General features: G+C 70.2%; 22 protein-coding genes. 9 read left to right on the forward strand and 13 right to left on the reverse strand.

The annotated features are described in order from the left end of the window. Positions 1 to 9: 9 nt before the first annotated feature. The 3 genes from ACNTAO_RS10050 to ACNTAO_RS10060 all read right to left on the reverse strand — a co-directional run bounded on the left by ACNTAO_RS10050 (position 10) and on the right by ACNTAO_RS10060 (position 2,506). Entirely contained in the window at positions 10 to 639 is a 630-nt protein-coding gene (locus ACNTAO_RS10050; RefSeq protein WP_435161871.1) for a thymidine kinase, read from the reverse strand. Positions 640 to 739: 100 nt separating this feature from the next. Beyond that, the gene (locus tag ACNTAO_RS10055) at positions 740 to 1,195 is read right to left on the reverse strand and encodes a hypothetical protein (protein ID WP_435161872.1); all 456 of its coding nucleotides are present in this window, start codon (positions 1,193 to 1,195) and stop codon (positions 740 to 742) included. A gap of 63 nt (positions 1,196 to 1,258) precedes the next feature. Further along, positions 1,259 to 2,506, reverse strand: coding sequence for an HD domain-containing protein (locus ACNTAO_RS10060; RefSeq protein ID WP_435161873.1), 1,248 nt, complete (start codon positions 2,504 to 2,506; stop codon positions 1,259 to 1,261). 98 nt (positions 2,507 to 2,604) lie between these two features. On the opposite strand from ACNTAO_RS10060, the gene ACNTAO_RS10065 reads away from it, so the two are divergent. Then, positions 2,605 to 3,003, forward strand: coding sequence for a universal stress protein (locus ACNTAO_RS10065; RefSeq protein WP_435161874.1), 399 nt, complete (start codon positions 2,605 to 2,607; stop codon positions 3,001 to 3,003). 12 nt (positions 3,004 to 3,015) lie between these two features. Here ACNTAO_RS10065 and ACNTAO_RS10070 read toward each other — a convergent pair whose 3' ends face one another. Together ACNTAO_RS10070 and ACNTAO_RS10075 are read right to left on the reverse strand one after the other, a co-directional pair. Continuing rightward, positions 3,016 to 4,188, reverse strand: coding sequence for an HD domain-containing protein (locus ACNTAO_RS10070; RefSeq protein WP_435161875.1), 1,173 nt, complete (start codon positions 4,186 to 4,188; stop codon positions 3,016 to 3,018). 16 nt (positions 4,189 to 4,204) lie between these two features. Continuing rightward, a complete protein-coding gene (locus ACNTAO_RS10075) occupies positions 4,205 to 4,765 on the reverse strand; it encodes a helix-turn-helix domain-containing protein (RefSeq protein WP_435161876.1) in 561 nt (186 codons plus the stop codon). Between the two features lie 136 nt (positions 4,766 to 4,901). On the opposite strand from ACNTAO_RS10075, the gene ACNTAO_RS10080 reads away from it, so the two are divergent. Continuing rightward, a complete protein-coding gene (locus ACNTAO_RS10080; protein WP_435161877.1) occupies positions 4,902 to 6,188 on the forward strand; it encodes an MFS transporter in 1,287 nt (428 codons plus the stop codon). 59 nt (positions 6,189 to 6,247) lie between these two features. Here ACNTAO_RS10080 and ACNTAO_RS10085 read toward each other — a convergent pair whose 3' ends face one another. Then, complete coding sequence (locus ACNTAO_RS10085) at positions 6,248 to 7,222, reverse strand: nucleoside recognition protein (RefSeq protein WP_435161986.1); 975 nt, start codon at positions 7,220 to 7,222, stop codon at positions 6,248 to 6,250. 133 nt (positions 7,223 to 7,355) lie between these two features. Between ACNTAO_RS10085 and ACNTAO_RS10090 the strand changes: the two genes are divergently transcribed. Next, entirely contained in the window at positions 7,356 to 8,249 is an 894-nt protein-coding gene (locus ACNTAO_RS10090; RefSeq protein WP_435161878.1) for an HVO_0234 family beta-propeller protein, read from the forward strand. A 36-nt stretch (positions 8,250 to 8,285) separates the two neighbouring features. Here the strand turns inward: ACNTAO_RS10090 and ACNTAO_RS10095 are convergent, their stop codons facing one another. Beyond that, positions 8,286 to 9,236: an aminopeptidase gene (locus ACNTAO_RS10095; RefSeq protein WP_435161879.1), complete on the reverse strand. Its 951-nt coding sequence runs from the start codon at positions 9,234 to 9,236 to the stop codon at positions 8,286 to 8,288. 194 nt (positions 9,237 to 9,430) lie between these two features. Here ACNTAO_RS10095 and ACNTAO_RS10100 point away from each other — a divergent pair, with 194 nt between their 5' ends. Beyond that, a complete protein-coding gene (locus ACNTAO_RS10100; protein ID WP_435161880.1) occupies positions 9,431 to 10,498 on the forward strand; it encodes a type II glyceraldehyde-3-phosphate dehydrogenase in 1,068 nt (355 codons plus the stop codon). 16 nt (positions 10,499 to 10,514) lie between these two features. Here ACNTAO_RS10100 and ACNTAO_RS10105 read toward each other — a convergent pair whose 3' ends face one another. The 5 genes from ACNTAO_RS10105 to ACNTAO_RS10125 all read right to left on the reverse strand — a co-directional run bounded on the left by ACNTAO_RS10105 (position 10,515) and on the right by ACNTAO_RS10125 (position 15,812). Continuing rightward, on the reverse strand, positions 10,515 to 10,706 hold the full coding sequence (locus ACNTAO_RS10105; protein ID WP_435161881.1) for a hypothetical protein: 192 nt from the start codon (positions 10,704 to 10,706) through the stop codon (positions 10,515 to 10,517). 72 nt (positions 10,707 to 10,778) lie between these two features. Then, positions 10,779 to 12,281, reverse strand: coding sequence for an amidase (locus ACNTAO_RS10110; RefSeq protein WP_435161882.1), 1,503 nt, complete (start codon positions 12,279 to 12,281; stop codon positions 10,779 to 10,781). Between the two features lie 130 nt (positions 12,282 to 12,411). Continuing rightward, complete coding sequence (locus ACNTAO_RS10115; protein ID WP_496923241.1) at positions 12,412 to 12,735, reverse strand: WNWW family protein; 324 nt, start codon at positions 12,733 to 12,735, stop codon at positions 12,412 to 12,414. A gap of 84 nt (positions 12,736 to 12,819) precedes the next feature. After that, positions 12,820 to 15,195: a heavy metal translocating P-type ATPase gene (locus tag ACNTAO_RS10120; RefSeq protein ID WP_435161884.1), complete on the reverse strand. Its 2,376-nt coding sequence runs from the start codon at positions 15,193 to 15,195 to the stop codon at positions 12,820 to 12,822. A gap of 113 nt (positions 15,196 to 15,308) precedes the next feature. Beyond that, the gene (locus ACNTAO_RS10125) at positions 15,309 to 15,812 is read right to left on the reverse strand and encodes a DUF367 family protein (RefSeq protein ID WP_435161885.1); all 504 of its coding nucleotides are present in this window, start codon (positions 15,810 to 15,812) and stop codon (positions 15,309 to 15,311) included. A gap of 122 nt (positions 15,813 to 15,934) precedes the next feature. On the opposite strand from ACNTAO_RS10125, the gene ACNTAO_RS10130 reads away from it, so the two are divergent. Together ACNTAO_RS10130 and ACNTAO_RS10135 are read left to right on the forward strand one after the other, a co-directional pair. Continuing rightward, positions 15,935 to 16,690 (forward strand): coenzyme F420-0:L-glutamate ligase, encoded by a 756-nt coding sequence (locus tag ACNTAO_RS10130; RefSeq protein ID WP_435161886.1) that lies wholly within the window; start codon positions 15,935 to 15,937, stop codon positions 16,688 to 16,690. 29 nt (positions 16,691 to 16,719) lie between these two features. After that, positions 16,720 to 17,703: a 5,10-methylenetetrahydromethanopterin reductase gene (locus ACNTAO_RS10135; RefSeq protein ID WP_435161887.1), complete on the forward strand. Its 984-nt coding sequence runs from the start codon at positions 16,720 to 16,722 to the stop codon at positions 17,701 to 17,703. A gap of 3 nt (positions 17,704 to 17,706) precedes the next feature. Here the strand turns inward: ACNTAO_RS10135 and ACNTAO_RS10140 are convergent, their stop codons facing one another. Then, positions 17,707 to 17,946 carry a DUF8024 family protein gene (locus ACNTAO_RS10140; RefSeq protein ID WP_435161888.1) on the reverse strand — a complete coding sequence of 80 codons (240 nt, stop codon included), beginning with the start codon at positions 17,944 to 17,946 and terminating at the stop codon, positions 17,707 to 17,709. Positions 17,947 to 18,052: 106 nt separating this feature from the next. Here ACNTAO_RS10140 and ACNTAO_RS10145 point away from each other — a divergent pair, with 106 nt between their 5' ends. The 3 genes from ACNTAO_RS10145 to ACNTAO_RS10155 all read left to right on the forward strand — a co-directional run bounded on the left by ACNTAO_RS10145 (position 18,053) and on the right by ACNTAO_RS10155 (position 20,246). Then, positions 18,053 to 18,235: a hypothetical protein gene (locus tag ACNTAO_RS10145; protein WP_435161889.1), complete on the forward strand. Its 183-nt coding sequence runs from the start codon at positions 18,053 to 18,055 to the stop codon at positions 18,233 to 18,235. Between the two features lie 117 nt (positions 18,236 to 18,352). After that, positions 18,353 to 19,750 carry a cryptochrome/photolyase family protein gene (locus ACNTAO_RS10150; RefSeq protein WP_435161890.1) on the forward strand — a complete coding sequence of 466 codons (1,398 nt, stop codon included), beginning with the start codon at positions 18,353 to 18,355 and terminating at the stop codon, positions 19,748 to 19,750. A gap of 46 nt (positions 19,751 to 19,796) precedes the next feature. Beyond that, complete coding sequence (locus ACNTAO_RS10155) at positions 19,797 to 20,246, forward strand: acyl-CoA thioesterase (protein WP_435161891.1); 450 nt, start codon at positions 19,797 to 19,799, stop codon at positions 20,244 to 20,246. Positions 20,247 to 20,252 lie beyond the last annotated feature (6 nt).

A 20,252-nucleotide genomic window follows, 5' to 3' on the forward strand; every position in this document is an offset into this window, starting at 1 on the left:
CGCGCGTGTTCAGTCGTCGACGCGCGTCTCCGACCGGCGAGTCGGTCGCTCATCGTCGGTTCGAACCACGTGGCAGTCGCGACACCGAGCCTCGTAGGACTCTTCGGCTCCGACGAGGATCGTCGGGTCGTCGACGTGGGCGGGCTCGCCGTCGATGAGCCGCTGATTCCGAGTCGCCGGCTCGCCACACACCGTACAGATGGCCCGAAACTTGTCGACGTACTCGGCGGTCGCCATGATCTGTGGGAGGGGTTCGAACGGCTCCCCGCGGAACGTCGTGTCGGTCCCAGAGACGACCACGCGAACGCCGCGGTCGGCGAGCGCGTCACAGACCTCGACGAGTGCGGTCGAAAAGAAGTTCGCCTCGTCGACCGCGACCACCTCGGCGTCGGCGGCCGACTCGAGGATCGCGAGCGGGCCGTCCCCCTCGCTGTCGATCACGGTCGCGTCCCACTGCCGGCCGGTGTGGGTGCCGATGGTGGTCTCGCCGTATCGGTCGTCGACGGCCGGCTTGTAGACGGCGACGGACTGGTCTGCGATCTCGGCCCGCCGGAGTCGGCGGAGCAGCTCCTCGGTTTTCCCGGAGAACATCGATCCGGAGATGACCTCGACCCACCCGGACCGGGTGATCGCGTGCATGCTCGAAGGGGCCAACCCACGAACTAAACGGTTTCTCTCACGCGGCGGTCTGGCGGCCCGGCAGCCACGGCTCGCGTCGCACGGGGGAGGTGGTTCGCGCTTAGACGACGCGACCGACCGCGGCGACGGCGAGTGCGGCGACGAGGACGTACGCAGTCGCCTCGATCGCCCACGCACGTCGAACCCGAGCGCGGCGACCCCGTGGGACGCCCGTCGCGCGCGGCAGCGGGACGAACGCGAAGAAGCCGATCATGAGCGCGAGTTGGACGACGCTCGCCGTGGTGAGCGTCACGACGGCTCCGTCGAGGGCGGAGCCGAGGGCGGCCGCGATACCGACGAAGAGGAGCCCGGACCCGGCGCCGGCGACGTAGTGGATCCACGTCGCCAGCCGAGCCGGTGCGGTGTCGACCGACTCGCCGGTCAGCACGCTCGCGGCGACCTTCGGCGGGGTCTCCCCTTCGGGCAGCCGGGCCATGACTAGGTCCATCGCCAGCGTGGCGAGCAGGCCGACCGTCGGGCCGATAGCGAGGCCGGTGAGCAGTGAGAACTCGACCATGTGCGCCCGTTCGCTAACCATCCGTTTGACCCTACTGGTCCCGCTCGGAGCCGTGAACCGGCCTCACTCGGTGTCGAACTCGGCGAGCGTCGTCGGCAGTGCTCGGCGGACCTCGACGACGAGCGCGTCGGGGTCGAGGTCGAGCACCTCGGCCGCCGCCCGTCCGACGCGATCGGTCGCCGCCGACGGGGCGTACACCCCGAGGCGCCACTGGTTCTTTTGCGCCGTGCGGAGCGCGGCGACGAGCGGTGACTGGCGCTCCAGCCGGCGGATCTCGCCGTTGACCGTCACCCGTGCCGTCGACTCTCGCATCGTCGGCTCCGCCGGAATGTCGAGGATCACGTCCGTGCGATCGACGTCGGCCATCTCGGCGACCTCGGTCTCGAGTGACAGCGTCTCGGCGTGGTCGGCGTCGCGGACGCGCTGTGGTACGTCATCGTACTCTGCCCACACTGCCCGCTTGTAGAGGGCCCGCTCGTCGTAGCGGCGCGAGAGGTCGGCCGTCGCCGGACACGCGCGGATCGCGGCGAGGAAATCGTGGTCGTCCATCCGACGGAGCTCCTCGGCGGTCGTCGCCGTCGTATCGAGCAGATCGGCCGCCGCTCGGCGCACCATCGCCTTCGAGATCCGCGCGACGTGGTGGGTGTACACCACGGGATTCATCAGCGCACGGGCGAGCAGGAGACTCTCTGCCGTCTGGACGTTCCCTTCGTCTACGACGAGTGCCGGCCCCCCGTCCTCGGCGGCCCCCTCGACGAACGCGAGTTCCCTGACGAAGCGGCCGGTGTCGATGGTGCCGTACGGCACGCCGGTGTGGTAGGCGTCACGCACGAGGTAGTCCATCCGGTCGACGTCGAGCTCGCCCGATATCAGCCCGGCGTACGGTCCCTCACCGGCTATCAGCGACGCCACGCGCGACGGGTCGACGTCGTGGTCGCGAAGCGTGTCGCCGACGACCCCGTCGGTCACGAGCGTCCGCACGTCGTCGTGGTACTTGCCCGTTCGGCGATGGGTGAGCGCTTCCAGGTTGTGACTGAACGGGCCGTGTCCGACGTCGTGTAGCATCGCGGCCGCTTCGATCCGATCGGCGCGCCGCCCCTCGATGCCGAGGTGGTCGAGGGCCCGGCGTGCGAGGTGATAGACGCCGAGACTGTGTTCGAACCGGGTGTGGTTCGCCGACGGGTACACGAGTTGTACCGTGCCGAGCTGGGAGATATGCCGAAGCCGTTGGACCGGCGGGGTGTCGAGGAGGGCCGCGCCGACACCGTCGACCGTGATGTGATCGTGGACGGTGTCTTTGACCGTGACCATGCGGTGGGTTAGGCGCAAGCAAATAAAAACGTCAGCGTGTGTTCGTCGGCGCGGCGATGTCGGTACGGTTTAGTACTCCGTATGATGGATCATGGGATATGTACGACGTACTCGTGGCCATCGACGACGACGAGGAGCGAGCACTCGCACAGGCGCGGGCGATCGCCGACCTGCCGGGGGCAGCCGACGGGGTGACCGTCCACCTCTGTCACGTGTTTCGCGACAATCCGGAGGGGGCGTCGGTGAATCAGCTCGCCGCGGTTCGGCGCGCCAGCGAGGCGCTCGACGACGCCGGTATCGCGTACGACCACTACGAGGCCAGCGGCGACCCCGGAGCAGAGATCGTCGCCGCCGCCGAGGCGATCGACGCCGACGCGATCTGTCTGTCGGGTCGAAAGCGACGACCGAGCGGAAAGGCGGTCTTCGGGAGCGTCACCCAGAACGTCATCCTTCAGAGTGACCGGCCGGTGTTCGCGGTCCCGAAAGGCGACGACTGACGCCCGAGCGGCTCACGAGCGGTCTGCGAGCCCGAGGACGGACTCGGCCGCCGACCGCACCGCCGTGACGTGGTCGGCGGGACAGTACACGCCGAGTCGCCAGCGCTCGCGCTCGGCCGCCTCGAGCCCGGCCACCAGTGTCGACGCGTCGTCGAGTCGGCGCGTCTCACCGCCGACGACGACAGTTGCACCCGAGCCCTTCACCGTCGGTCGCGGGGGGACGTCGACGACGACCTGATCGCGGTCGAGCCCAGCCGCTCCGGCGATCTCGCGCTCGGCCGCGCGCTCGTCGGTCCGGGTCGCTTCGACGGTTCCAGCCGGAACGCGGTCGATCCCGACCCAGACCGCACGCTTGTACAGGTCGCGGCGCTCGATCCGACGGCCGAGCGCCGGGACGTGCTCACAGAGCCCGACCAACAGTTCGTGGTCGGCCAGCCGGCGGAAGCGCGAGGCGTCGATCGGCGCCCGGTCGAGGTACCGCTCGCAGGCACGCTCGAGCATCGCGCCCGCGACCCGTGAGACGTGGTGGCGGTACACCACCGCGTTCATCAGCGACCGTGCGAGCAACAGGCTCTCGGCGGTCGCGACGTTGCCCTCGGCCAGCACGAGCTCGTCGGACGCCGTGAGTCGAAGCGCCGTCACGAGCCGTCCCGTGTCGACGGTCCCGTAGGGGACGCCCGTGTGGTGGGCGTCACGCACGAGGTAGTCCATCCGGTCGACGTCGAGTGCACCGGAGATCAGCGGGCCGACGGCCTCCTCGCCGGCGATCAGCGACGCGACCCGTGACGGATCGAGTCCGTGGCGTTCGAGGACCGCAGTGACCGCGCGGTCGGGGTCGGTCACCAGCCACGCCACCTCGTCGTGGTCACGGCCCGTCCGGCGGCGGATGATTCCTTCCGTCTGGTGGCCGTAGGGGCCGTGACCGACGTCGTGGAGCATCGCGGCCGCCCGAACGTGTGCGGCGGTGTCGGCGTCGATGCCGAGTTCCTCGACGGCGGCACACGCCAGGTGGTAGACGCCGAGGCTGTGTTCGAACCGAGTGTGGTTCGCCGACGGATAGACGAGCCGCACGGTGGAGAGCTGCTTGACGTGACGCAGTCGCTGGAAGGCGGGGGTGTCGATCAGATCGGCCGCGAGCGGCCCCAACCGCACGTGGCCGTGGACGCTGTCTTTGACCCGCATCACGCGCCGTGTCGACCCGTCACTCGTCGACGAGCGTCACGTCGAGTCGGTCGGCGAGCGCGCGCACCACCGAGCCGCCGACCGTCGCCGTCGCCGCCCGGCCGTCCTCGATCGCGAGGAGGTCCCGCTCGTCGACGTCGAGGTCGGCCGCGAGCTCGTCTACGGTGAGGCCGGCCGCCTGACGCGCCTCGGTCGCCCGGTCGCCGTAGTCGGCTACCAGGTACGGCAGCTGGTCGTCCTCGTAGCTCGTCCCTTCGGCCTCCCAGCGGTCTGAGCCGCCCGTCGCGGCGTCGTACATTCGCGCCTGCTTGTTCGCCAGCTCCTGCGTGCGACTTCGCGTTCCGGTCGACGCCCCGTCCGGGCCGGTCGACCCCCCGCCGGTGCGATCGGGGGATCGGTCCGCGTCGTCGGCGCCGTCGGGCGCGTTACCCGCGTCGTCGTGTGACCGACAGGCCGAACAGACGAGCAGCGTCGCGCCGGCCACGTTCGCCCGCCCGAGGTCGGTCGTCTCCCGGCCGCAGAGCTCGCAGGCGTCACCGCCGGCGCCGCCCCCGCCACCGCCCGTCGAGTACTTCGGCATATCCCGAGATAGGGTGCGCCACCGGATAAAAGGTGACGGGATGACGGGCGTCGAGCGCCGTCGGCGGTCGAAGACGCCATCGGCAACGCCGGCCGCATCTGGTACCGTTTTGTCGTGTCGACGGCGAGATGCGCCGATGGACCCGCGCGACGCGCTTGAGACGCTCCCGCGTGAGACCGCGCTCGTCGTCGGGCTCGTGAGCGGGTCACACGTCGTGAATCACCTCTACTTGGTGTTGTTCCCGCCGATCCTCGCGACGCTCGCGGCCGACTTCGACGTCGGGATCGGCGCACTCGGGGTCGCGATGGGCGTGCAGGCGCTCGTGAACACGGCGCTTCAGCTCCCGTACGGCTACCTCTCGGACGCGTACGACCGCGTGCTGACACTGGCGCTGTGTCTCGGTCTCGGCGCGCTCGGCGCCGGGATCCTCGCGGTCGCTCCGAGCTACGAGGTGCTCCTCCTCGGACAGGCGGTCCTCGGCGCCGGCGTCGCCGGTCACCACTCGGCGCACTTTCCGTTGCTGTCGGACGCGACGAGCGCGTCCCGCCGCGGGGCGGCCTACAGCGCCCACGGCTTCGCCGGCAACCTCGGCTTCGCCGCGCCGCCGGTCGTGATCCTCGGCGTCACCGCGCTGCCGGGAACGAGCTGGCGGCACGCGTTCGGACTGATCGCCGTCGTCGGTGCCGTCTATGGCGTCGTCGCCTGCACGGTGCTCGGTCGGTACGTGAGCGACGATATCACGCGGCCGAACGCCGACGCGACCGACGAGCGACGACGAGGCGACGACACTGCTGGCGGGCGGATCTGGGCGGAGCTCCGGGCGCTCGCCGACGCTGGGCCGATTCTCGGGCTTGGAGTCGTCTCGATGCTCGCGTCGACCGCGTTTTGGGGCGTCTCCTCGTACCTAGTGGTGTTCCTCACCGAGGGATACGGTCTCGCCGACGAGCTGGCAAGCCTCTCGCTGACGGCGATGTTCGTCGTCGGCGCCGGACTCATTCTCGTCGGCGGAGTGTTGGCGGATCGATTCCGCCCCGGCACGATTCTCGCGGCCGCCTACGGGCTCGTCGCCCTCGCGGTGTTCGGGCTCGCCGCCGCCGTCGCGCCGCCTGTCGTCGCGCTCGGCGTCGGGATCCTCGCCGGCAGTCTCGGGAGCCTCGGCCTCCCCGCCCGCGACAAGCTCGCCGACCGGCTCTCCGCGCGTCGCGACATCGGGCGCAACTTCGCGGTCGTGACGATCGGCATCATGGTCGGAAACACGGTCGCCCCGCCCGTCTTCGGCGCACTCATCGAGACGGTCGGGTATCGGCCGACGTTCGGGCTCGTGGGCGTCGCCGCACTCTGTGCGAGCGCCGCGACGGTCGCCATCGTGACCCGGTACGGTGACGCGAGCGAACCGGAGCCGACGGTCGTCGCCGGCGAGTGAGACGTCGACGACGTACGCGGTCGCCTTCGGTATCGTGTTGCGGGTGGGCGGTCCCGGTGTCACCACGCCGGGAGCACCAACAGCGCCACCGTGAGCGAGATGAACACGAGCTTCAGCGCTGTGTTGACGGCGATGACTTTCGTCCCGAACGACGCGCCCCAGATGCCGTACTGGAACGGGATCGAGCGTCGGAACGTCGACACCGCGAACGAGAGGATGCCGCCGATGAGCAGCGTCGCGACCGCGGTGCGCGGGGTGAAGGGGTCGCCGAGCAGCGGCTCGATCGTGACCGCGCCCGCGGTCGTATCGAGCGTGTAGACGGCGACGACGGGTACCGCGGCGCCGGGGAGGCCGAGGAGACTCGTAGCCGGCTCTGCGACGGCCGTCAGCGAGGAGACGTCGTAGCGGCTCACGAGCCCGATGACGAGCGTGTACACGACCGCGAGCCGGGGAACGATGCGTCGAAGCGTCGACCACGACTTCGCGACCGCCTCACGGACGCGCGCGTCGGCCGTGCGGTCGTCCGTCCCCGGACCGCTCGCGTCTATCGCCGCCAGCGCCGAGCGATCGACGTTGCGCTCGGAGAGGAGGAGTCCTCCGAGCATCACTCCGGTGACCGTGATCGCGAGCGCGATTCCCGCCCGGGCCGAGACGTAGAGGACGCCCGTGGTCCGCCCGAGGATCGGGACGAGCACGGGGACGTAGTAGGTGAAGACGTGTTGGACGAAGCCGAAGAACGTGTTTATCACCACCGCCACGAGCGTCGCGCGGTCGTCGAGCAGCCCCGACTCGCGGTATTCGGCCAGCGTCGCGTAGCCCGCGGTCGTCGAGGCGGCGGTGGTGAGGATCGCCGTTCCGACCTCGTCCGGGAGGTTCGCGGGACGCGTGAGGAGCCCGGCGAGGCCCGCGACGTAGCGGATCAGCCCGAACGCGACGGCGACGTTGGCGAGGAACACGCCGACGGCGATGAACGCGGTGATGCGCGCGAGCCGCGGGAGGACCTCCGCGAGCAGCCCGAGGAGTTCGGCGGCGATCGGAGTCACTCGAGACGGTAGTTGGGGATCGCTCAAAGGGGCGTCGGAACGCGTCGTGCGGCGTCGAACCGCCCTCCCGAACGGTCGCACTCGCTCGCGGTTCTTTTACGAGTCGAGCGTGAATCGCCCGGCGATGGCACCCGCCGACGACGACATCTCGATCGACGAAAAGCGCGTGTACGCGGAGAACACGGGCCGCAGCGACGTCTACGTCGCGACCGAGACCGGGCTCGTACGGGTCGCCGTCTCGGGTGACAAGGTCGGCACCTTCGAGCTGGTCGGCGACCGCGGCGTCGTCAGAGACGTGGCCGTTTTCGCGCGCCAACGCGTCCCCGTGGTCGCGGCCGCGACGGAGCACGGGCTCTACGTGGGCCCTACGGGAGGCGAACCGCGCTCGGTCGACGTCGGCGTCGAGGATCCGGTCGCCGTCGGTGGCACCGACGCGGCGATCTCGATCGCGGACGCAGACGGGACGCTCTCGCGGGCCACAGTCGACGACGACGGCACTCCGACGGGGACGCACCGGGTGGGCCGCGTCGACGGTGTCACCGCGATAGCCGGGCCGTTCGTCGCCGGACGCGACGGTGTTCACCGCGTCGACGACGAGCCGACGGAGCGTGGGTCCACACTCGTCTCGGTCGGCCTCGACGACGCACGCGACGTGGCCGCGGCGGAGATGCCACTCGCCGCGACCGCGACCGGGCTCTACTGGCTCGGAAACGGCTGGATGCCGGCAATCGAGGGAGACGCGACGGCCGTGACGGCAGCTCGTGAGGGGGCCGCACTAGCCGTCGTCGACGGGCAGCTCCTCGCACACGAGACGGGCGAGACGGACTGGAGTGCAGTGGCGTGGGCCGGAACCGCGCTTCCGGTCGACGAGCGACCGGTCGCGCTCGCCGCTCGTCCCGGTCTCGCCGTCGTCGTGACCGAAGCCGGGACGCTGTGTGTCGAGGCCGGAGACGGGTGGCGACACCAGGCGCTCGGCGTCTCTGGCGTCTCCGGGGTCGCGATCGCGCCCGCCGAGTAGGCGGACGCCGCTTCGACGCCGTCCCGCAGCCGGTGGTCAGGGGGTCGGCAGCTCGACCGGCTCGCCGTCGGCGTAGACGGTCGGGTCACGGACGACGCCGTCGAGGTGGATCGGCGCGTCGGTGTCGCCGCCGATCCCCGCGTTGTCGCCGATAGCGACGTGGATCGTGCCGGCGGCCTTCTCGTCGAGGAGGACGGAGCCGACGAGTCGGTCGACGCCGACGTTGGTGCCGATCCCGAGCTCGGCGAACGTGTACGCGTCGTCACCGACGGACGCGGCGGCGGCCTCGACGTCCGCGCGGACCGCGTCGTCGTCGATGGTCGTGACGAGACCGTCCGCGACCTCGATCGACACCGACCGGCCGGATTCGAGTCGGCCGTGTGGCAGCATCGTCCCGTCGACGACGACGGTGCCACTCGCGGTCTCCGGCGCGAGGAACACCTCGCCGGCGGGGAGGTTCGAGAACGCCCCGGGCGCGTGGACGACGCCGCGGTCGGCGAGCCACTCGCGGTCGCCGACCTCGACGGTGAGGTCGGTTCCGGCCGGCGCGGTGACGCGGACCGTCGAGGCGTCACCGACGGCCGCGAGCACCGAATCACAGGCGGCGTCGATGGCGTCGTAGTCGGCGTCGAGACCGGTCTCGAACACCGACTGTGTGATGCCTGGGAGCGTCGCACCCCGGGCGTCCGCCGCGCAGGCGGCACCTCTAGCACGTGTGTGACTCAGACTCTTCGTCGTCGGGGCCACGAAGACGTCGCTCTCGGCCATCGCGGCTGCGACCGGCGCCGGCGGCTCCGTGCCGTGTTGGTCGCTCGGCGGATACCGGAGCAGCGTGACGTCGTCGGTGACCGCGGCGGCCGCGTCGTACATCGCCTCGCCGATCGGCTCACGCTCGTCGTCGGTGACGACGACCACGGACTCCTCGGAGCCGACGCCGAGACACTGGCCGATCGCCGTGCGGGCTGCCGCCGAAAGCGCGTCGCTCATGATCGGCTGGTCGGCACCGATCGAGGTATGTCTTCTGCCGCCGGGGCGGCGCGAATACTTTATTTTTACTGTGTAATATAATAGAGTATCATTACGAATGACGCCGGTTTTTCCGGCAATGTACTCGAACCGTAGTTAGTTTCTCCCCAAATATACCCGAAACAATTATAGTCTGTTCGTCCGGGCGTAAAGATATGATACGTGTGGGCGTGAACGGGTACGGGACGATCGGAAAGCGGGTCGCAGACGCGGTCACCGCCCAGCCAGACATGGAACTCGTCGGCGTCACGAAGACCCGACCGAACCACGGCGCAGAGACGGCCGTCCGACGCGGCTACGACCTCTACGCGGCGACGGCAGCCAGTCTCGACAGGTTCGTCGACAGCAACCTCCCTACCGCGGGCGCACTGTCTGACCTCCTCGAGTCTATCGACGTCGTCGTCGACTGCTGTCCCTCCGGCGTGGGCGCCGAGAACCGCGCGACGTACGCCGCCCACGACACCCCCGCCGTGTTCCAGGGCGGCGAGGACGCCGCCGTCGCCGACACCTCGTTCACCGCGCGAACGAACTTCGACGCCGCCCGCGGTGCCGACGCCGTGCGCGTCGTCTCGTGTAACACCACCGGACTCGCGCGGCTCCTCGCGCCGCTCGAGGAGGCGTACGGCGTCGAGAAGGCGCGAGTCACCCTGATCCGTCGAGGCGGTGACCCGAGCGAGACCGACCGCGGTCCGATAAACGACATCGTTCCGGATCCAGTTTCTGTCCCGTCACACCACGGTCCCGACGTGAACACCGTGTTGTCAGACGTCGATGTCCACACGGCTGCACTGAAGGCCCCCGTCACCGCGATGCACACTCACAGCGTCGATGTCACCCTCCAGGCTGCGCCGACGACGGCGGCGGTCCGGGAGCGTCTCGCCGGTGAAGACCGGCTCTTTCTCGTCCCGCCGGACGCCGGCATCGACGGGGCCGGCGCACTGAAAGAGTACGCGATGGACCGCGGCCGACCGCGGGGTGACCTCTGGGAGAACTGCATCTGGGCGGAGTCGGTGAGCGTCTCCGGACGGGACGTGTCCCTGTTTCAAAATGTCCATCAAGAAGCGGACGTCGTGCCCGAAAACGTCGACGCGATACGCGCGATGACGACCGACTGTTCTGCGTCGACCTCCGTCGAGCGGACCAACGAGTCGCTCGGCGTCGGGCTGCAGAGTCTGCTCGACGCCGACCAGCGAAGCCGCGGCCCGGTCGCCGCAGACGACTGAAGCGAGCGGTTGGGCCCTACGGCGAGTGGTCGGTACGCGTCGGCGTCGCGACGAGGAACGTCCTGCCGCCGCGTCGTTCGAGGTGGACCTCGGCGTCGGCGACGCGGTTCGATCGGATCCGGTCGGCGATGCGGTCGGTGCGACAGTCCGTGACGTCGACACGGGTCTCCGTGGCGTACCGCGGTCGGCTCTCGAGAGTCGCGCTCATACGCAGGCGATCTAGGGGATCGACCCTATAACCGACCCAACCGCGCGGTGAAACTGAAAGTGGTCGTGCGGCTCACTCGAAGTCGGCCGGAGGGTGTCGGTGGTCGGCGGTGGCCTCGTAGCCGGCGGCGAGTTCGAAGAGGCGCGGCTCGGCGAACGGCCGCCCGAGCAGCTCGACGCCGACGGGGAGCCCGTCGCCCGCAAAGCCGGCAGGCACCACGATCGCCGGCAGTCCGGTGTGGGCGGCCAGCGCACAGCGCATCTCGGAGAAGGGCTGGTGCTCGGGGATCTCGACCGGGAGCACGGCAGACGGCGGGTAGACGACCGCGTCGAGGTCGGCCTCGACGAGCCCGGCGATCGCGTCGGTCCGAAGGACCTCCCGGTCGGCGAGCGACCGGAGGTAGTCCGGGTCCGTCTCGAGTGCGTCGACGTCGGTGTCGAGGATCGCCCCCTCGAGGAGCCGGCGCTCCACGCTCTCTGCCACGGTCCCACTCTCCGCTAGCTCGCGAAGCGAGTCGACCGGGGTCGCCGGCCGCTCGGCGAGATACCGGTCGAAGTCGCGCTCGAACTCGTGGCCGACGACGCGTGCGGACTCGAGTCGGTCCGGGTCGACGAGCGAGACGTCGTCCACCACGGTCGCGCCGGCGGCCTCCATCGTCGCGAGCGCCGCCTCGACCGTCTCGGTGACCGCCGGAGCCGTCTCGGCCGCCGGAGCCGTCGGATCCGACGCACCGAAGAAGTCGCGAAGGACGCCGATTCGAGCACCCTCCAGCCCACTCGGGTCGACGTGTGCGAGGTAGCCCTCTGCCGGAGTCCGGTTTACCCCCCGCGCGGTCACCGGGTCGGCGGGGTCGAAGCCGACGAGCACGTCGAGCAGCCGCGCCGCGTCTTCGACCGTACGAGTGATCGGTCCGGCGGTGTCCTGCGTCAGCGACAACGGGACGATCCCCGTTCGGCTCACCAACCCGATCGTCGGACGGAGGCCGACGAGATTCGTGAACGCCGGCGGCGAGCGCACCGACGAGCAGGTGTCGGTGCCGGTGCCGGCGACCGCCAGGTTGCTCGCTACCGCGGCGGCGGTGCCGCCGCTCGACCCCGACGGCCGCCGATCGAGGGCGTACGGGTTGTGTGTCTCGCCGCCGAGTGAGCTCACGGAGTCGACGCCGAAGGAGAGCTCCTGGAGGTTGGTCTTCGCGACGACGACCGCGCCCGCCTCGCGAAGTCGCTCGACGACGGCCGCGTCCGACTCGGGGACGAACTCGGCGAACCGAACCGACCCCGCCGTCGTCGGCATGTCCGCCGTATCGTGGTTGTCTTTGATCGCGACCGGAATCCCGTGGAGCGGCCCCGTGAGCCCGTCCGACGCGAATCGAGCGTCCAACTCGCGTGCCCGGTCCATCGCCGCCTCGTTGGTCGTGAGGACCGCGTTGAGCGCGTCGTCGTGTCGCTCGATGCGGTCGAGGAACGCCTCGACGAGCCCCGCGGCCGTGAGCGTCGTCTCCTCGAACGCCGCGTGGACCGCCGCGACGGTGGTTTCTGTGAGCTCGAAGTCGGCCGGGATCGGTCGGTCGGTCATCTGTTCGGGCAGACAGACGGGGCCTCAATAGCGCTTTCGGCGGGGTCACCAGCCTCGTGGCTGTCACCCCGACTGTGCCACAGGTCGTCGGCATCTTCGCGGACGGTCGACACGCGAACAGCCGGTCCACTCACCGGTAGCGGTCGGCCGTCTCGTTCGCTTCGACGAACCGCACGGTGAAGTAGTCGTAGCCGCCGTAGGCGGCCTCGAGCGCCCCCATCCACCAGTTCCACCGATCGACGACTGAGGAGCCGTCCGGGGCGTCCGCGAGGTGACGGCGCACGTCGGCGACGCCGAGCGCGTGTCCCCGGTCCTCGGCGGGCTTTCCCGAGTCGGCAAGGTCGCGTGCGGCTCGCGCCACCGCCCGTCGCTCCGCCGGCGTCCCGTCGAACGACTCGGCGAGCGCCGCCTCGAGTTGCGCTCGTTTCATACCGGAAGTACCGCCCGTAGACACTTGACTCACCCGGTGGGACCGATCGACGTTTCGGTGGGCGTGGAGCACCGCCGCGGTCTCGGTGAGCCCCGACGGGACGGCGGATCAGCTCCTGGTGGGGGCGTCGGGAGACGACGACTCGGACTCGCGCCGGATCAGCGGCTCGGCCGGCTCGACGTTCCCGAGCCGGAGCGCGTTGCTCGTCACCCCCAGACTCATCCCCATGTCGCCGACGACGACCGCCATCGCGACCGTCACGTACCCGAGCGGTGCCCCGACGGCGAGCAGCGCCTTCACCGCGAGCGAGGCGCCGATGTTCGTTCGGATCGTCCGGCTCGCACGCCCCGCGAGGTCGAACGTGTACGGAAGTCGGCGGAGGTCCGCCCCCATGAGCGCCACGTCTGCGGTCTCGATCGCGGTGTCGGTCCCGGCGGCTCCCATCGCGATCCCCACGTCGGCGGCCGCGAGCGCCGGCGCGTCGTTGATCCCGTCGCCGACCATCGCGACGGTTCCGTCGGTCGTCGAGGCGAGCGCCGTGACGGCCGCGACCTTCTCCTCGGGGAGGAGCGACGCACGAACCTCGTCGACGCCGACGGCGGCCCCGATCGCGCGGGCGGTCCGCTCGTTGTCGCCGGTGAGCATCACGACGCGGTCGACGCCGAGCGCGTGGAGGCGGTCGACGACCCACGACGACTCCGGGCGGACCGTGTCCGCGACCGCGACGACGCCGAGCACGCGGTCGGCCGTCCCGACGACGACGACCGTCTTGCCGTCCGCCTGGAGGTCCGGGATGATCTCGCCGGCCAGGTCGACGTAGCGACCGTGCTCGCACTCGGTCGGTGCGGGAACCGGCGACCCCGCTGTCGTCGCGCCGGGCTCAGTCGTCGCGAGCCCGCCGTCGGTTCGGACGTGTGCGTGCCCAAGGTCGAAGCCGAGCGACTCGAACAGCGAGGGCTTGCCGACGTAGTGCGTCTCGCCGTCGAGGTCGGCTCGGATACCCTCGCCCGCGAGCGCTTCGAACTCGGAGACGGCCGTGTCTGCGACGGCCCCGTCGTCGAGGTCGCACTCGCGCCCGCGGTCGACGATCGCCGCGGCGACTGGGTGTTCGCTCCGGCGCTCGAGGGCGGTCGCCCGCGTGAGCACCGCGTCCGCGTCCGGGGCGTCGAGCGGGATCACGTCGGTGACGGAGAGGTCGCCGGCGGTCAGCGTGCCCGTCTTGTCGAGCGCGACGGCGTCGACGTCGCCGGCCGCCTCGAGGTGCTCGCCGCCTTTGACGAGCACCCCGTTGCGCGCCGCCGCCGTCACGCCGGAGACGACGCTGACGGGCGTGGAGATCACGAACGCACAGGGACACGCGATCACGAGCAGCGTGAGTCCGCGGACGGTCCACGTCTCGACGGAGCCGCCGAGTGCGACGGTGCCGACGAGGACCGTCGCGACCGCGGCGGCGACGACGACGGGGGTGTACACGCGGGCGAAGCGGTCGACGAACCGCTCGGCGCGGGTCTGCTCTGCGGTCGCAGACTCGACGAGGTCGATCACCCGCGCGATCGTCGAGTCCTCGGCGGGCGCGGTCGTCTCGACCTCGAGGTAGCCGGCCTCGTTGATCGAGCCGGCGTACACCTCGTCGCCGGGTGCGACCTCCGCTGGCACCGACTCGCCGGTGATCGGCGACTCGTCTACCGCGCCCGTGCCCTCGCGGACGACGCCGTCGAGGGGGACGCGGTCGCCGGGGCGGATGGCGAGTCGCTCGCCGACCGCGACCGCCTCGACCGGGACCGTCGTCTCCTCGCCGTCACGAAGCACGACCGCCTCGTCCGGTGAGAGCGCGAGCAGCTCCCCCAACGAGCGTCGTGCCCGGTCGATTGAAAAGCGCTCTAACAGCTCTGCGACCGAGAACAACACCGCGAGCGTCGCCGCCTCGAACGGCAGATCGACGAGCAACGCGGCGACGATCCCGATCGACATCAATAGGTCGATGTCGAGGTGTAGGCTCCGGAGCGAGTAGGCGCCGTTTCGCAGTATCGGCGGCGCAGCGACGCCGATCGCGACGAAGTACGCCAGCGTCGCCCCCGTCACCTCCCACGGACCGAACGCGCCGACGCCTTCACCAAACGTCGCGAACGTCGGGTCGAGTCCCGGCACCGCCCACTCGAGTGCGAGCCCGACGAGGAGGAAGATACCCCCGGTAGCGGTCGCGATCGCCCGCCGACTCGAGAAGAGTCCAGCTGCGACGGTCGACGCGTCCGTGTCGGCGACCTCGTAGCCGGCCCGCTCGACGGCCGCGACCAGCGCGTCCGGCGGACACACGTCGGGGTCGTGAGTCACGTCGACCACGCCGGCGGTCGCGCGGGTGTCGACGGCCACCACCCCCTCGCGGTCGAGGGCCGTCTCGACCTTCCCAGCACACGTCGGACAGTCCATGTCAGGGACCGTCAACCGAACCTCGGCGGTCTCCCCTGTCCCCTCGCGGTCGCTCATACGCCGCGGTAGCACTCGGACGAGTATTAACCCAGCTGCTATTTTCACCGTGAATTTTGCAACGTGCTCACAAGAAGACCGCGTCAGTTAACAGCTCGGCGGCGGCGCGGTCGTCACCCGCGGTCGAGGTACGCCTGCTGGACGGCCACGACCTCGGTCGAGTCGGCACAGTCGGCGTAGCGGCGGAGCGGCTCCGCGTTGAGTTCGAGGAACGTCTCTCCCCAGGTGAACTTCGCGAGGATCCGCGCCGCGTGGTCCGGCTCGCCGAGGATCGAGAGGGCGGCCGCGAGCGCCTCGACGGTCGTGAGTCGCATCGGACGGCCGAAGTTCACGGGGTTCGCGGCGACGAGATAGGGGAGCGCCCGGTGGGCACCCGACAGCGAGAATCGCTTCTCGCCGGCCGACTCCCACGAACAATCGAGTGCGACCAGCGCGCGATCCGTAGCGTGCTCGGCGTCGGCCGGCGAGAGCGCGCGCTCGGCGTGGGGATTCAACACGACCCCGGCGGGCGTCTCGCGGTCGCGACGATGAAGCGTCGCGAGGTCGAACCGCGAGAGCTTGCGGGCCGTACACTTGTCGGGGTCGTCGTCGCCCTCGTACCGGACGTGGAGGTCCACGTCGACTCGGAGCAGTGGACGGCGCTTAAGCGACACGGAGCTCACGTGTTCCGGGCGGCGCGATAGCGTCAAACCACCCCGGTACCGGCGAGGTTTTTCCTCGTCGCCGTTCAGGAGACGGTATGGAGCTGTTCGCCGTCCCGGGCCTTCCCGAAGTTCGGGAGGGAGACGACCTCGCCGCGCTGATCGACGACGCGGTCGACCTCCGTAGTGACGACGTCGTCTGCGTCGCCAGCACGGTCGTCTCGAAGGCGGAGGGTCGGGCGTTCGACCTCGACGCGTTTCCGCCGAGTCCGCGCGCGGTCGAGGTCGCCGAGCGGCTCGCTGACTGTACGGGCGAACAGAAGGATCCGCGCTTCGCACAGGCCGTCTTGGAGGAGTCGACGGAGCTGATCATGGAGGCACCGTTTCTTCTCACGGCGACCCACTTCGGCCACGTCGGTGTCAACGCCGGCATCGACCGCTCGAACGTTCCCGACCACGACCTGTTGTTGCTCCCGAAACGCCCCACAGAGAGCGCGGCGCGGATCCGCGCGGGGATCGACGCCGACCGCGTCGTCGTCACCGACACCTCCGGACGGCCATTTCGACACGGGCAGCGCGGGGTCGCCATCGGCTGGGACGGGCTGCCGGCGAGCCGGGATTGGCGCGGCGAGGCCGACCGCGACGGGCGCGAACTCGGCGTCACCGTCCAGAACGTGGTCGACGAGCTCGCCGCCGCCGCCAACCTGGTCGCCGGCGAAGGCGACGGCGGCACTCCCGTCGTCGTCGTCCGCGGCTGGTCGTTCGGCGACCACGACGGCTCCAACGCCCACTTCCGCGCGGTCGCCGGCGACTTCGTTCGGCAGGCGCTCCGCGAGTGGCGCTACGACCCGTAACGACCGACCAGCCGTCAACCACCACACTAATGCTTGGAATCGAACTCACCCCCGAACACGACCCGCATCGCATCGTCGACCTCGGCGTCCGCGCCGAAGCCGCCGGCTACGACGTCGTCTACTCGACGTGTCACTACAACAACCGCGACCCCTGGGCCGTCCTCTCACAGCTCGCGACCGCGACCGAGTCGGTCCGGCTCGGCCCGGGCGTCGCCAACCCGTACGAGACGCACCCCGTCACGCTCGCCTCGAAGGTCGCGACCCTCGACGAGCTCTCCGAGGGACGCGCCGTCTTCGGGCTCGGCCCGGGCGACCCGTCGACGCTCTCGAATCTCGGAGTAGCCGACGAGCGCGGACTCCGGTCCGTGCTCGAGGCGTTCAAGACCGCGAAGCGGCTGTGGGCCGGCGAGCGCGTCGACGCCGACGGCACGTTCGAATCCACGGGCGCCGGGCTCAACTATGAGCCGCCCCAGGGCGCCGACATTCCGGTCCACGTCGGCGGCGAGGGGCCACATATGTGTCGGATGGCCGCGAAACATGCCGACGGCTTGCTCTACAACGGCTCACACCCAATGGACCTCGCGTGGGCCCGCGAGCAGGTCGAAGACGGCCTCGCGGACCGACCGAGCCATCGCGGCGACTTCGCGCTCGTGGCGTACGCCGCGGTCAGCGTGGACGAGGATCCGGCAGCCGCTCGGGAGGCCGCACGGCCGCCCGTGGCGTTCATCACCGGCGGCGCGGCCCCGCCGGTCCTCGAGCGGCACGGCATCGACCGGGACGAGGCCGCGGCGATCGGCGAGGCGGTCGCTGCCGGCGAGTTCTCCGCCGCGTTCGAGCGGGTCACTCCCGCGATGATCGACGCGTTCTGTATGGCCGGCACACCGGACGCGGTTCGTGACCGCGCTGTCGACCTCGCCGAGCACGTCGACGGGCTCGTCGTCGGCGCCCCGCTCGGACCAGACCTCGAGGCGAGCGTCGACCTCGCCGCGGAAGCGGTCGATGGCGTCTTTTGAGGGCTACTCGCCTCGACCGCGGCCGCCGAGCGCCGGGAGCGTGATCCCGACCTCGTTGAGGAGACTGCCGATCGCGGCGTAGCCGAAGACGCCGACCGCGGTGAGCAGTATCGCCTGTCCCGTGACGATGAGGACCGCCGACAGCGGGTCACCAGCGCCCAGGATCAGATCGTTCACGAAGACGTCGAGAAAGCGTCCGACGTCGGTGACGAGTCGCACCACGAAGTCGAGGAGTGCCATCATAATCGATCGTTCGGGAGCGGGGTACTTGGCTCTTTCAGCTTCGGCGAGGCCGCCACGGGAGAACGGCCCAACGGTTTTGTGTCCGAAGCCCATGTGTATAGCTGTCATGTGTCATCACATGGGCGAGGCGCTCTCGTGGGAGGATCTTGCGGAGCGTCACCGGGCAGACGCCACGGACGACCAACCGGACGCGATCGACGAATCCGTCGAACCGGCGGCCGATCGGCCGGACGAGGAGCCGGCCGGCGAGGAGCCACCCGCTGAGCCTCGCGCGCCCGCCGACGACTGACGCGTCCGGTTCCGTCTCGACGCGAGTCCTGCGTATCTTTCGACCGGCGAGCGGCGCGAGCGCGACGCGTCCGGGCCAGGTCGAAGGACATTATCGGCTCGGGCCCCAACCGATCGTATGCCGCTCTTCTGGCACCGACGAGATCCGCGAACCCGAGACAACGCCGGCCTCGCAGCCGCCGCACGCGACGCGACCCCGTCTGACCCGGTCGTTCCCGTCTTCGTGTACGACGCCGACCTGCTCGCCACGATGGGCGCCCGGCAGCGCGGGTTCTTCCTCCGGCACGTCGCCGCCGTAGAGGACCGCTACCGCGACATCGGGAGCGACCTGATCGTTCGCGCCGGCGAGCCCGACGAGGTGCTCCCCGCGCTCGCGGAGACGTTCGACGCCGAGACGGTCTACTGTAACGACCACTATCGGGCGGCGAGACGCAACCGCCAGCGCCGCGTCGAAGAAGCACTGGCCGGTGAGGGGGTCGACCTCGACGGACGGACCGACCTCGTGTTGGTCGATCCGGGTCGGCTCGAGTCGTCGTACCCGAACCACAGCCAGTTCCACGGCGACTGGGAGGCGGTACCGAAGCGAGGTCCGTACGCCGAGCCGGATCCCGACGTCCTCGCCGACGTCGCCGACGGCAAGACCGTTCCCGAGCCGGACGTCGACGTGGACCTCCCGCCGGCGGGATATCGGGGCGCGCGTGATCGCTACGACGACTTCCTCGACGTCGGCATCCTCTCGTACAACGACACCAGAGACGACCTCCCGCGGGCGGTCGAGGCCCCGGCACAGGCCGTCTCGCGTATGTCGCCGTACCTGGCGACGGGCGCGATCGGCATCCGTGAGGTGTGGGCGGGCGCGAGCGACGTGTACGACGCCGTCACCGGCGGCGAGCGCCGAAACGTCGACAAGTACCGCTACGAGCTCTCCTGGCGCGAGCAGATGTACCACCTGTTGTACTACAACCCGGACCTCGCCGTCTCGAACTACACGTCGTTCCCCAACGAGATCGCGTGGCGGGACGACGACGCCGACTTCGAGGCGTGGACGCGCGGTGAGACCGGGTACCCGCTCGTCGACGCCGGGATGCGACAACTGAATGCAGAAGGGTACATCCACAACCGACCGCGGCAGGTCGTCGCGAGCTTCCTCACGAAACACCTCCTCGTCGACTGGCGGCGGGGTGCGCGCTACTTCACCAAACAGCTGATCGACCACGACTACGCCTCGAATCACGGCGGGTGGCAGTGGACCGCCTCGACGGGGACCGACTCGGTCGACGTGCGGATCTTCGATCCGGTGAGTCAGGCGTCGAAGTACGACGACGGCGCGCGATACATCCGCGAGTACGTCCCGGAGCTGCGCGACGTCCCGGCCGACAAGGTGATCGACTGGCCGACGCTCTCTCACCGCGAGCGCGAGGAGCTCGCCCCCGAGTACGTCCACCCGATCGTCGACCGCAACGAGGGATACGACCGCGCACAGCGGGTGTTCGAGGAGGCGCTCGGCAAGCGGTGAGCCCCGGCGGCGACGGGGCTTTGTGTGGGTCGCCCCACACGCCCGTATGTCGAACGTCAGCGACACCTACATCGAGAACCGCCAGCGGGTACAGCCGACGCACACGAACAACTACGAGGCCGCACACGGCGGCACGGTCGTCAAGTGGATGGACGAGGTGGGTGCGATGTCGGCGATGCGCCACGCGGGCGAGACGTGCGTCACCGCGAAGATCAGCGAGCTCGATTTCGTGCGCCCGATCCCGCAGGGCGACACCTGCGTGATCGAGTCGTACGCGTACGCCGCCGGCCGGACGAGCGTTCGCGTGCGGTTGCGCGCGTACCGCGAGGAGCCGCGGACCGGTGGCCGCGAGCAGACGACCGACTCGTACTTCGTCTTCGTCGCCGTCGACGAGGCGGGCTCGCCGACGCCGGTGCCCGACCTCACAGTCGAGGGCGACCGGTGCCGGGAGCTGCGTGACGCCGCACTCGCCGCGGAGCCGGACGAGACGCGGTGACGAGCA

Source organism: Halorubrum zhoui (assembly GCF_051194155.1).
Taxonomy (GTDB): Archaea; Halobacteriota; Halobacteria; order Halobacteriales; family Haloferacaceae; genus Halorubrum.

What these genes read in the sequence shown, in the direction of transcription:
- ACNTAO_RS10120 (WP_435161884.1), bottom strand. Translation starts at nt 15,195, where the DNA reads ATGAGCGACCGCGAGGGGACAGGGGAGACCGCCGAGGTTCGGTTGACG.
- ACNTAO_RS10055 (WP_435161872.1), bottom strand. Translation starts at nt 1,195, where the DNA reads ATGGTCGAGTTCTCACTGCTCACCGGCCTCGCTATCGGCCCGACGGTC.
- ACNTAO_RS10090 (WP_435161878.1), top strand. Translation starts at nt 7,356, where the DNA reads ATGGCACCCGCCGACGACGACATCTCGATCGACGAAAAGCGCGTGTAC.
- ACNTAO_RS10105 (WP_435161881.1), bottom strand. Translation starts at nt 10,706, where the DNA reads ATGAGCGCGACTCTCGAGAGCCGACCGCGGTACGCCACGGAGACCCGT.
- ACNTAO_RS10095 (WP_435161879.1), bottom strand. Translation starts at nt 9,236, where the DNA reads ATGAGCGACGCGCTTTCGGCGGCAGCCCGCACGGCGATCGGCCAGTGT.
- ACNTAO_RS10080 (WP_435161877.1), top strand. Translation starts at nt 4,902, where the DNA reads ATGGACCCGCGCGACGCGCTTGAGACGCTCCCGCGTGAGACCGCGCTC.
- ACNTAO_RS10075 (WP_435161876.1), bottom strand. Translation starts at nt 4,765, where the DNA reads ATGCCGAAGTACTCGACGGGCGGTGGCGGGGGCGGCGCCGGCGGTGAC.
- ACNTAO_RS10145 (WP_435161889.1), top strand. Translation starts at nt 18,053, where the DNA reads ATGTGTCATCACATGGGCGAGGCGCTCTCGTGGGAGGATCTTGCGGAG.
- ACNTAO_RS10060 (WP_435161873.1), bottom strand. Translation starts at nt 2,506, where the DNA reads ATGGTCACGGTCAAAGACACCGTCCACGATCACATCACGGTCGACGGT.
- ACNTAO_RS10050 (WP_435161871.1), bottom strand. Translation starts at nt 639, where the DNA reads ATGCACGCGATCACCCGGTCCGGGTGGGTCGAGGTCATCTCCGGATCG.
- ACNTAO_RS10100 (WP_435161880.1), top strand. Translation starts at nt 9,431, where the DNA reads ATGATACGTGTGGGCGTGAACGGGTACGGGACGATCGGAAAGCGGGTC.
- ACNTAO_RS10130 (WP_435161886.1), top strand. Translation starts at nt 15,935, where the DNA reads ATGGAGCTGTTCGCCGTCCCGGGCCTTCCCGAAGTTCGGGAGGGAGAC.
- ACNTAO_RS10135 (WP_435161887.1), top strand. Translation starts at nt 16,720, where the DNA reads ATGCTTGGAATCGAACTCACCCCCGAACACGACCCGCATCGCATCGTC.
- ACNTAO_RS10155 (WP_435161891.1), top strand. Translation starts at nt 19,797, where the DNA reads ATGTCGAACGTCAGCGACACCTACATCGAGAACCGCCAGCGGGTACAG.
- ACNTAO_RS10110 (WP_435161882.1), bottom strand. Translation starts at nt 12,281, where the DNA reads ATGACCGACCGACCGATCCCGGCCGACTTCGAGCTCACAGAAACCACC.
- ACNTAO_RS10065 (WP_435161874.1), top strand. Translation starts at nt 2,605, where the DNA reads ATGTACGACGTACTCGTGGCCATCGACGACGACGAGGAGCGAGCACTC.
- ACNTAO_RS10150 (WP_435161890.1), top strand. Translation starts at nt 18,353, where the DNA reads ATGCCGCTCTTCTGGCACCGACGAGATCCGCGAACCCGAGACAACGCC.
- ACNTAO_RS10140 (WP_435161888.1), bottom strand. Translation starts at nt 17,946, where the DNA reads ATGATGGCACTCCTCGACTTCGTGGTGCGACTCGTCACCGACGTCGGA.